The organism is Trebonia kvetii (assembly GCF_007827045.1).
In the GTDB taxonomy this organism is placed as follows: domain Bacteria; phylum Actinomycetota; class Actinomycetes; order Streptosporangiales; family Streptosporangiaceae; genus Trebonia; species Trebonia kvetii.
Genome location: NZ_RPFW01000017.1, coordinates 16,647 through 27,032 on the forward strand (window position 1 = coordinate 16,647; position 10,386 = coordinate 27,032).

Consider the following 10,386-nt stretch of genomic DNA (forward strand, 5'->3'; position numbering starts at 1 on the left):
CCCGCCCAAAAGCGGCTCTCTGGGCCTGTGGCCGCGGTTATAAGCACGGATTTCCGCGCTGGAGGCTCGAGGCAATCTTGATAGCCCACAACGAATAGCCGCCCGGGAACGCTGTTGAGGACTGTCGCGGATAGTGCGTCCCGGTGCGGGGAAGGGGAGCGCTTGGAGTCTGCGACCGCGTAGGGGATAGCCAGGATCCAGTCCGGCCGGGCAGGTGTTCATTCCAGGTCGTGCGTGCTGCTAGGCGTGATGATCTTCGGGTCGTTGCCGAGCACGAGTGCCTGGAACCGGGTGGTGCCCGAGGTCAGGTAGATGGTCCAGCCAGAATTGCCGCCGGGCAGGGAGTTGGTGAGCACGAAGCGGCTGATGCTGCCGAGGCGCACCTTGCCCTTGGTGGTGATCAGCTCGGTAAGCCGCTGGATCGCTCCTGGGACGAGCTGGGAGAAGCCAATGCCGTGGCGGGGGCCTTCGAAGGCTGCCAGGGACCCCACCGTCAGCGCCCCGGTGTACGTCGCGGTGATCGCCCGCGCCTCGCCATTGTTACCGGCGATGACAGCTTCGACCTCGCCGGGGTAGATCGCCATCTGCACGATCAGGTCCTGGCTGCCGAACCGGGCGGTGAGCTTGCTCAGCACGGGCGCCAGGTTGCCCGCGAGGAGCAGCGAGCCCGGGCTCGTCGCGGCGAGCGCGACGGCTGGGCTGGGCAGCGGCGCGGTCGTGATGTCGATCGCTGGCGGGGCATTGAAGCTGAACGACTCGGTCGCGATGTCCGGGTCGGTCGACGGGTCGGTGATCTTCGCGGGGGTGGCGTACGACGTGCCGTCGGTGAATACCACGACGCACGTCAGATCGGCGGTGTCGCCAGGCAGGACCTGGTCGACGTGAGGAGTGCAGGACACCGAGCGGACCGAGCGGCCGAACTTCGTGGTGAGCTGGTCCCGGATGAACCCCTGCAGGTCGCTGTACGCCGCAGCACTCGCGTTAGCGTTATCGATGGCCTTGCGCACGCTGCTGCATCCCGCAGCCAGGCCGATGGCCGGCGCGAGCACCATCACCGACACCACGAGAAGACGCCGCGCGGCGGCGAAGTGCCGTATCAACCTCATCTGCCTCATCTGCTTCCGCCCAGGCCCGCCGGACTGCCCCGGTCACCGGGCCTCCCCGCCGTGCCGCCGGTTGCCAGTGCACGCATTGCCGGATCGATCATGACGTCAGCGTCTTGCTCCGCGCTTTCTCCAGACTTATCGCCAGGAGGATGCAAGCGACGGCGCCGAAAAACGCGACCCGTGACCAGGCCCTGCCACACGCGGGGCACCACGTCCGATCCAGGAACAGATCGCCCGGCCCGAGGTCAGCCAGCGTCACGACCCGGTCCGCCAGGCCCGGTGCCGTGACGTCCAGAATTGGGCACGCACGCCCAATCGGGATAGGAGCCGGACCACAAGCGGCAAATAATCGATCGGCTTGGCCTGAGCGCACGGCTGCGGTCGCGCTCCGTCATCAATCCTCGCCGGCAGCACGAAGCGCACGCGTGTCGGTGACAACGCGTAGCCCACCGTCACCTAAAGCCCGCCCTGGGGTGTCTCCGATGTAGCTTTACCAGCCTGCAGGCTGCGTGGTGGACACGCTGGTCGAACGTCGCAGGCTCGACAAACCATCGGCGGGCCCATGATCTGCCGATCATTGGAGCTGGCCGCCGACCTGCTCGATGACCTGCGCCGGGCCGATGAGCAGCTGCACCGGGCCAGGCGGAGGCTGGCGGAGGCGGTGCAGGGCACCGGCACCTCGCTGACGCAGATGTTCGGCGTCGGGCCGTTCATCGCCGCCACGACGTCTCCCGGTTCGCCGGCCGGGACAACTTCGCCTCCTATAACGGCACTGCGCCGGTCGAGGTGTCCTCGGGCAGGCGGAAAGTCTGCCGGCTGTCCCTGCGCGGGAACCGGCGGCTGAACCACGCCGCGCACATGACCGCCGTCACCCGGGTCCGCTACCCGCACAGCCAGGGCCGCGCCTACTACGACAAGAAGATCGCCGAGGGCAAGACGGCCAAGGAGGCGCTGCGCGCCCTGAATCGGCAGGTCAGCGATGCCTTCTACAAGCACCTCAAGGCTGACGCCGCCCGTGCGAAGGGCCCGGGAGGGCAAGCGGGGAACGACTCGCCCGCCAGCGCGGCCGGCTCACACCCCAAGACGCCGGCTCTTCGGCCGGGCCACTCCCAGACCAAAACCGACCCTACGCCCAAGGTGAAAGCCGACATGCCACGCACCACGAACACGCAACTGACCAGGCAGAAGGGTTAAGAAGTTAAGCTAGGGCGCGGCCCGGCCATGCCATTGACTCAAAGCCCTGTCGTCGCTGATCTGGGCCCTTTAGGTCGCGAGCGCGCATCCCGTCGGGTGCCGCCCTTGCCCGCGTGCTTGCCTCACACGCGAAACAAGCCCCTAACTGAGCTAAGTTAGTCGGGCCGCAATTCTCCGAAGGTGAGAAGGAACGTGTGCGTTTCCTTTTGGTTGCGCACTTTCCCTCTTATGGAGGATTCAATGCCGAGATTGCCCTGACGGCCCTGCGACTGTATAAAAGGAAAGTCATCATTTCTGTGACTAGGGGGCGGGAATCGGTATGTCAGCACGCGTGCCAAAACAAATGATTTGGCTAATCTCGATTATTGCGGCCATGATTGCGGGACTTAGCGTTACCGCGATATCCGCGCAGGCCTCGGAACATTCCGCGGGCCAGCCCGGCACGCTGATCGTGACCGTCGGTGCGCCGGATGGAGTTCCAGCGAATGTCCTCATCGGCGGGACAGCGAATCTGATAGCGGCGAAGCCGCCCGCCGGTGTATCGACGAGCGTGCATTTCTCGCTGGCCGCCGGCGCCTATCACGTAGCACTGCCTGTGGTCTTTTTTAGCGGTGCCAGGTATGAGGGCAAGTCCTCGGCGCCGGAGGCCGTCATTTATCCAGGCAAGACGACGACGCTCAACGTGACCTATACCAGCGACGGTGGCGCGCGAGACGTGCACGTTACCGCAGTCACCCAGACCGCAATCTCGCTTAGCTGGACTGGTCCGGCCGGGGCGTCCTACATACTGCGCCGCGGCGCTGGCCAGTCAGCGCCGCAGTCGCCGGGGCAGGGCACTGGCGTCTCTGTCACCGGCACGAATGCCGCGGACAGCAATCTAGCGGCGGGGACGAAGTACACCTATTCGCTGTTCACCTTCCATAACAAGAACTGGCACGGCCCGCTGGTGATCACCGTGAGCACTACGCCGGCCGCCGGGTCGACAAGCGCGACCTACGTCGCCGAGCCGTCCACGTTCTTCGCTAAGGCCGCCGATCTCTCCTCGGTGACCACCACCGGAACCGGGGTGCAGGTGGTGCTGGTCGCCGGTGTCCCGGTGCCGTTCCTCGGGTCCGCGATGATCCTGCCGGTTTCAGGCACGCTGCCTGGGGGCTTCCTCGGAGTGGTCAGCGCGGTGTCCGCCGACGGCAGGACAGTCGCTCTGGTCGCCGGCGGCCTAAGCGACGCGTTCGACTATTACGAGCTCTCAGTGGACTCCTTCACCACCGACCCGTCCCTGCTGCCCACGCCGGTGCCGACAGCACCGGATCCCGGCAAGCCCTCAGCCACTGTCACCGCGCCCGTGTCTGCTAAGGCCACGTCTTCCAAGGTCACACCGCAGCAGCCGAAGACTGCCGTGAAGTCCACCGCGAAGGGGCTAGCCGCCCCGGCGGCGACCTCGCTGTGCGGGGATGTCGGGGTCTCGCAGAAGGTCACGTTCTCGCCGAGTATCGCGCTGGGCGGTGACTTCGCCACCAAGCTTGACAAGTACAACTTCCTCGGTGTCAGCGTGCCCGACGGCGCGTCGATGAGCCTGGCGCTCACCGCGAAAGTGACGGGCGCGGTCAGCATCGAGACCAGCGGTGACTACAGTTGCTCGCTGCCGCTTCCCGGGCTGTTTAAGATGCTGTCGGTGGACCCGGTTCCGATGGCCCTGTCCCTCGACCCGACCGCGGAGTTCTCCATCGGCGGCGGGGTGGAAATCTCCAACCTTGGTGCGTCGGTGCTCGGCGGGGTCGCGGTCTCGGGCTCGATGAGCATAAAGAACGGTGCCTCATTCGCCGGAAACACCATCTTGCAGGCCACGCCGCTGACGCCGGATGTCAAGGTCAACGGCACGGTGGGGCTCAAGCTGGGGGGCGAGTTCATACTCGGCCCTGGTGTCGGCACCGAAGAGGCCGCGGTCATCGCCGGGGTCAAGGGCGAATTCGACCCGATCGACGCCAGCTTCAAGGCGATCTTCCCGGTGGGCGACCCCCAGTTCAACCTGTGCACCGAGGCGGCCGTGAACCTGACGGCGGGGCTGAGCCTGACCGCGAAGGCATGGCTGAACGGCTGGTCCTACGAGCAGGACATCACGCTGAACGCGCTCAACGGCACGCTGAAGTACCCGGGTTCGCCATGGGACCTGCCCACCGGATGCAACAAGCCGGAGGGCACTCCTGACTCGCTCCTCGGACCGGGAGTCTCCAAGGTGAGCGACTCCACGACGGGCTCACCGGACCAGTGGGGACACGTGGACGGTTTCGTGCCGGGGCAGAAGACGTGGGTACTGAGTACCGGCTTGGTCGCGGACGCTGTCGGCTCGCCAAGTCAGTTCGCGAGCACCAACCTCGGCCTGCCCGGCGATCCCGACCTGTCCGCCCTGGCTGGCTACCCGACGTACGACGCCTCCTCCTACACGGTGACGGTCATCCCGACCGGCTCCACGCTGCATGTCAAGTACGTGTTCGCCAGCGAAGAGTACCCGGAGTTCGTCGGCAGCCAGTACAACGACGTGATGGCCGTCTACGTGAACGGCGCCAACTGCGCCTTCGTCCCAGGGACCAGCACGCCGGTCTCCATCAACACCATCAACGACCACACCAACAGCCAGTACTACGTTGACAACTCGACAGGCGCGGCTGGCTACAACACCACAATGGACGGCCTGACCGTCCCGCTGACATGCTCGGTCCCGGTTACCCCCGGCCAGCCGGCCACGGTCAGGATCGCCGTAGCCGACACCTCCGACCACATATACGACAGCGCCGTCGCCCTGGTAGACGGCGGCATCTGGACCGACTAGCAACCCAAGCGAAAGCAGGCAAACGCACGGTGCCCCGCCAAGCCGAGTGGAAGGCTGCGGCGGGGCACGGTTACCCAGCAAACAGCTCAATCCCTCGGACAGGCGACGCCGCCGTGGCCATGAATGCGTACGCGAACGAGATCACCGCGCGTGCCGCGGAACTCGGGGCCTTCCGATGCAGCAGCGGCCGTGCAGGCGTACCAGCCAGGTTCCTGGCGTGAACTATCGAGGCTCGTGGCCGCGCGACCGGCAGAGCGTCTAGCGGTTACGACCAGGTCAAGTTGGTGGGGAGTAACGACAGAGGTCGCACGCCAGGCGACGCAGCGGTATCACGCGGGATCGGTTGGTTTCCGACGTTGACAACACGCCCGAATGATCAATCTGCATGCTCCAGCTTGACGGCCTCACGAGGTTGCTCTGGCCTCGGATTCGGCGATATCGTTACCCCTTCTTCAGCGCTTCGGATGTCGATGGGATGACCTGAATGCCTGATATGCACCGCTAGATACACAAGTGATAATCGTTCAATTTTTCGAAAATCCATGCGGAGATTATCACCCGTTTATCAAGCGCTCGGCGCGCCTCCGCTGCTGCGTTGGCGATGGCGTGGATCGGACTTGGCAAGGGTTGTCGGCGTCCGCGCGTCGGCCTGGCAGTGGAGGCGATGTCGCGGAAGTCCGCGACCAGACGATGGCCGGACGTCCTTATCCGACCCCGGCGGCGGCGAAGACGTTGCTAACCGCGGGAATCGCTGGTGCGCGGGCCGGGATGACTGGCCGGCAAGCGGTTAGGCGCAGCGCGGCTGCGTACTTTCCCTCACCGGAGGGGATTAGGATTCTTTCATGGCTCAGAGAATTCAGACGCTGCTCATTGATGACCTCGACGGCGGCGAGGCGGCCGGCACCGTCCGCTTCGGCCTGGACGGCACGGAATACGAGATCGACCTCAGCGCCGCGCACAGCGACGAACTCCGCAAGGCACTGGAGCAGTACCTCGCGCACGCCCGGCGGACCGGCGGCACATCCAGGAGCGCAGGGCGCGGCCGGCGCGGCAGCGCCGCCGTTGACACCGCCAAGGTCCGCGAGTGGGCCAAGGGGCAGGGCATCGAGGTCAAGGACCGCGGCCGTGTCCCGGCCGGCGTCGTCGAGCAGTACAAGACGGCCGCAGGGGTTTAGAGACTTAGCGGTGTTCCGCGAAATCGCTGCCAGGGTTCCTTTGAGGGACAAGGCATAACCCGCCTCAGCACCTTCTGACCTGGCCTGTGACTATTGCTACGCTTGAAGAATGCCGGCATGGCTGACGTAACCTCCGGAAACGATCTCCGGGCAGACGCCGAGGCAAACGAACGCTCCGCGACGTCAGCGCGTTCTCAGTCCGGCAGCCAGCGCGTATAGACACATCGTGGCTCTGCGTGGCCGACAACACATCAGTGCTCTTGATGACGGCACCAGATACCCGCCGCTATGGGCGGCTCCCGGACACGTCTACGCCGCAATCGTGGCCGCGCATAATTGGGGCGTCGGGTGCGTGCTACCACGGGCATCGCATCGTGGCCGATCGCTGTCGGCGGTCGCTCCCGTTGCGTGGTGTAGGTGATCTTCATCGTGCTGGTCAGCGAAGGTGTCTTTGACTATGCCGCGAGGAACGCGGGCGTAGCTACCTCCTTCGGAGCGCTATGCGGGTTGCCGGGCAGGTCATGGAACGTGCTGCGGGCAGGGCGCTGACCTGGGCATGCCGCGGGAGCGCAAATCACCGCGGCATGCCGCGCGAGCAGGCATGACCGCTGCCGAATATCCGTGCCCGTCGCGCCGAGGCGCGCCGAAGGACGCCGGTTCTCTGCTCGGTTTGAGCCGCCGCGACCAGGCCCTTGTGTCGACGCTGGCAGTTCACAGCCATGACCCGGGGTGTCGGCACGCCGATGGATACTGCTCGGTATGGCGACATTCAAAGACCAGGACCTGACTGATGCCGAATTCCGAGAATGCGACCTGACTCGCGCCCGTCTGATCGGAGTGGTAATGCAGGATGCCGTCATCGACGGGCTGGTGAGCAACCTGGTGGTCAACGGAGTCGAGGTGACGTCGTACGTCGAAGCCGAACTTGACCGCCGGCATCCAGTGCGGCTGCTGATCCGCTCAGCCGATCCGGCCGACCTGCGGCACGGGTTTCTGCAGCTGCGGACCGACTGGGCGGCGACGCTCGAACGGCTCCAAGGGATGCCCAAGGGTTCGGAGCACCAGCGCGTAGACGGAGAGTGGTCGACGGTAGAGACCCTGCGCCATCTGGTGTTCGTGCACGACTCGTGGTTCCGACGCTGCTGCCTGGGTTCGACCGAACCATTCACCGCGATCGGATTGGCCTGCGAGTTCGTCCCTGAGCAGGAGGAGCAGGGCCTGGATCCGGCGGCGTCCCCCACGCTTGACGAGGTGCTGGCCGTGCGCGACATGCAAGGCGCCGAGCTTGAGCGCTGGCTGTCGACCGTGGCGGACAGTCAGCTGTCGGCACCCGCGCCAGTGCCAGCAGGCGGCGGCTGGCCACCGTACGCCAGGGGAAAGTCGGTTCTCGAATGCGTGCACGTGGTACTGGACGAGGAGTGGGCGCACCACGGTTTCTGCGCGCGCGACCTTCACCTACTCGGAGGATGACCGTGGCGGAGACTCCGTCCGCCATCCCTGCCCCGGGGACCGCAAGCATCCAGGGCCTTTCCGTCTGCCTGCCTGGCCTGGCCGGGGCCGCGCCTGGACCGTGGCCTTGGTCCAGGCGCGGCTGGTGCCGGGTCGGAGCCGTGCGTCACCCGGCGCTGGAGGCGGACCGGCGGCTGGCCCGGGCGCGGTCCAGGAGCACCGCCGCGACGGCCGTGATCAGGGCGGCGGCGGCTCGTGAAGGTGGCGGTCGTGGGGGCCGGGCGTTCCGGCCTTACCGGCAGACTCTCCCGCCTGGCCGGGGCCGGGCAGCGGCCGGATTACCCCTTTCCCGCGGCTGCTCGGCGGCGGGGTAGGACTACCCACCCGGGCAGGTGACGGGCTGGCGGGCCTGCGGCGCGGGCTAGACCAGCCCGGCGGCTAGGGCCAGTGGGACATCGGGTCATTGGGAGCTGAGAACCTTGGTTTTCTGCTGCTCGAACTCATCGGAGGTGATGACGCCGCGCTGCCGTAGATCGGCCAGCTTGGCAAGCTGGTCCGCGGAACTTGGCGTCGAGCCTGCGGCTTCCTGGACGTAACTGCGGAGGGCCTCATCCTGCTGGCGGGCTTGCTGAGCTGAGCGCTCGTGCATCGACGGACCACGGACGATCAAGTAGGTGAGGATTCCGATCACCGGGAGGAAGATCACGAAGATGGTCCATCCTGCCTTGCCCCAGCCGGACAAGTCGCTGCTGCGGAAGACATCCGTCAGGATCACGAACAGGAGCCAGAACCAGAGGACGAACGCGAAGATCTCGAAGATGGTCCAGAACACGTTCAGCACGGGATAGTCCGTCGAGGCCGCAAGGGGCATGGTCGTCTCCTCTACCCAGTAGTGCCGCCGTCGGCGGCTAGAGCCTGATATTCATCTACCCGCTCGCCCGCACGCGGCGCTTCACCCTCCGCGAGTGATCTCCGTCGGCCCGCTTTCGCGACCACGCCCAGGTGCGCCTCGGCGCCGCGAGTCGCCGACATCACCGTGGTCAGATGAGGCGCGAAGCGCTTTCCGCCGATCTGCTCGGCGTCCAAAGGCTGACCTCTCCAGCGGCGGGTAAGGGGCGTGTGTGCCCGCGTGCCCGTAGTGAGCTTGCCCCCGTTTCCCGGACACCTGACCTGAGATGGCCTCGGCCATCAGGAAGGATGTCCCCATGCCCGCACCGCACCCTCCGGAGTTCCGCCAGCGCGCCGTCGAGCTCGCCCGCCAGGGCACCGCACCGATCGCCAAGACCGCGAAAGACCTCGGCATCAGCGAATCGTGCCTGCGGAACTGGCTCGCCCAGGCCGACGCCGACGAAAGCAGCAGCCCGCTAAAGCCAACCAGCGCGGAAAAGAAAGAGATCGCAGAGCTGCGCCGGAAAAACCGGCAGCTTGAGATGGAAAACGACATCCTCAAGCGCGCCGCCGCTTACTTTGCCAGGGAAAGCGTCCTCCCAAAGTAACCTTCCGGCTGGTCCGAGAGCTGGCCGATACCGGAATCCCGGTCGCGGCGGCCTGCCGGGTACTGAACGTGTCCACGTCCGGCTATTACGAATGGCTCGGAAAGCCGGAATCGCCGAGAAACGCGAGGAACAGGGAGCTTGCGAAGATGATCGCGGCGGTTCACGAGGAATCGCGCGGCACTTACGGGTGGCCGCGGGTGCACGCCGAGCTGGTCCTGGGCCTGGGCGAGACGGTGAACCGCAAGCGGGTCGCCCGGCTGATGCGCGAAGCCGGCCTGCAGGGCGTCCACCGGCGCAAAGGCCGGAAGAACCTGGTCAACGCCGCGACCGAGGAAGACCTGGTGCACCGGCAGTTCGCGGTCGTCGAGCTCGACCAGCTCTGGCTGACCGACATCACCGAGCACCCGACAGCCGAGGGAAAGGTGTACTGCGCGGCGGTCATGGACGCCTGCTCGCGACGGATCATCGGCTGGTCAATTGACGTCAGCCAGAAATCGGAGCTGGTCATCGACGCGATCGGCATGGCTATCCTCCGGCGCCGCCCGGAGTCAAGCAAAACGATCCTGCATTCCGACCACGGAACGCAGTACACGTCCTGGGCTTTCGGGAAAAGGCTCCGCGACGCGGGGCTGCTCGGCTCGATGGGAACGGTCGGGGACTGCTACGACAACTCGATGATGGAATCGTTCTGGGGCACCATGCAGATAGAACTTCTTGACCGGAAGGCATGGAAATCCAGGAAAGAGCTAGCGAACGCGATATTCGAATGGATAGAATGCTGGTATAACCCCGCGCGAAGGCATTCCAGCCTCGGGATGCTCAGCCCAGCCGACTTCGAGACACGACTCAGGCCGCCAGACCACGGCGCCTGACCCCACACCCGAAGTGTCCGGCGAACGGGGGCAAGGTCATAGAGACAGGAAGCCCCGGTGATTCGCGGTTAGTCGTGAATGTGGGTAAAGGCGTACTGAGCTGCGGAGACACTGCTCAGCCCACCTGCACTCGAAGCCTCCTGACCCGAAAAATGGAGAGTTAGCGGGCAGGCGGCAGCAGCCGGCGGCGGTTCGTGCCGTCGGCTTCGGGGGTGCTGCTGGCTAGGCGGGCTGGCTGGGGCCGGTCTCGTCTGGTTCGGGGCGTTT

The 10,386-nt window shown here is 65.8% G+C and carries 7 protein-coding genes and 2 pseudogenes; 7 read left to right on the forward strand and 2 right to left on the reverse strand.

Annotation, left to right across the window (positions count from 1 at the left end):
• Positions 1-218: 218 nt before the first annotated feature.
• Entirely contained in the window at positions 219-1,106 is an 888-nt protein-coding gene (locus EAS64_RS42655) for a hypothetical protein (protein ID WP_145862424.1), read from the reverse strand.
• 780 nt (positions 1,107-1,886) lie between these two features.
• On the opposite strand from EAS64_RS42655, the pseudogene EAS64_RS47830 reads away from it, so the two are divergent.
• The 6 genes and pseudogenes from EAS64_RS47830 to EAS64_RS42680 form a co-directional block, all read left to right on the forward strand.
• Positions 1,887-1,958 (forward strand): annotated as a pseudogene (locus EAS64_RS47830) (hypothetical protein); the annotation flags it as partial.
• Between the two features lie 6 nt (positions 1,959-1,964).
• Positions 1,965-2,300 carry a hypothetical protein gene (locus EAS64_RS42665; protein WP_145862426.1) on the forward strand — a complete coding sequence of 112 codons (336 nt, stop codon included), beginning with the start codon at positions 1,965-1,967 and terminating at the stop codon, positions 2,298-2,300.
• Between the two features lie 373 nt (positions 2,301-2,673).
• Positions 2,674-5,127, forward strand: coding sequence for a choice-of-anchor L domain-containing protein (locus EAS64_RS42670; protein WP_145862427.1), 2,454 nt, complete (start codon positions 2,674-2,676; stop codon positions 5,125-5,127).
• Between the two features lie 842 nt (positions 5,128-5,969).
• Positions 5,970-6,302 (forward strand): histone-like nucleoid-structuring protein Lsr2, encoded by a 333-nt coding sequence (locus tag EAS64_RS42675; RefSeq protein WP_145862428.1) that lies wholly within the window; start codon positions 5,970-5,972, stop codon positions 6,300-6,302.
• 759 nt (positions 6,303-7,061) lie between these two features.
• Positions 7,062-7,145, forward strand: a pseudogene (locus tag EAS64_RS47835) (pentapeptide repeat-containing protein); the annotation flags it as partial.
• Positions 7,146-7,772, forward strand: a complete 627-nt coding sequence (locus tag EAS64_RS42680) for a DinB family protein (RefSeq protein WP_246116160.1) — start codon at positions 7,146-7,148, stop codon at positions 7,770-7,772.
• Positions 7,773-8,211: 439 nt separating this feature from the next.
• On the opposite strand, the gene EAS64_RS42685 is transcribed toward EAS64_RS42680, so the two are convergent.
• Positions 8,212-8,622: an SHOCT domain-containing protein gene (locus EAS64_RS42685; protein WP_145862430.1), complete on the reverse strand. Its 411-nt coding sequence runs from the start codon at positions 8,620-8,622 to the stop codon at positions 8,212-8,214.
• Between the two features lie 334 nt (positions 8,623-8,956).
• On the opposite strand from EAS64_RS42685, the gene EAS64_RS42690 reads away from it, so the two are divergent.
• Positions 8,957-10,119, forward strand: a protein-coding gene (locus EAS64_RS42690) for an IS3 family transposase (protein ID WP_439333592.1) whose coding sequence is annotated in 2 segments (ribosomal slippage) — positions 8,957-9,245 and positions 9,245-10,119 — 1,164 coding nt in all. Because the reading frame shifts where the segments join, the coding sequence is not laid out codon by codon here.
• Positions 10,120-10,386: the final 267 nt, after the last annotated feature.

Coding starts and splice junctions, on each gene's coding strand:
- EAS64_RS42655 (WP_145862424.1), bottom strand. CDS start 1,106: ATGAGGTTGATACGGCACTTCGCCGCCGCGCGGCGTCTTCTCGTGGTG.
- EAS64_RS42665 (WP_145862426.1), top strand. CDS start 1,965: ATGACCGCCGTCACCCGGGTCCGCTACCCGCACAGCCAGGGCCGCGCC.
- EAS64_RS42670 (WP_145862427.1), top strand. CDS start 2,674: ATGATTGCGGGACTTAGCGTTACCGCGATATCCGCGCAGGCCTCGGAA.
- EAS64_RS42675 (WP_145862428.1), top strand. CDS start 5,970: ATGGCTCAGAGAATTCAGACGCTGCTCATTGATGACCTCGACGGCGGC.
- EAS64_RS42680 (WP_246116160.1), top strand. CDS start 7,146: ATGCAGGATGCCGTCATCGACGGGCTGGTGAGCAACCTGGTGGTCAAC.
- EAS64_RS42685 (WP_145862430.1), bottom strand. CDS start 8,622: ATGCCCCTTGCGGCCTCGACGGACTATCCCGTGCTGAACGTGTTCTGG.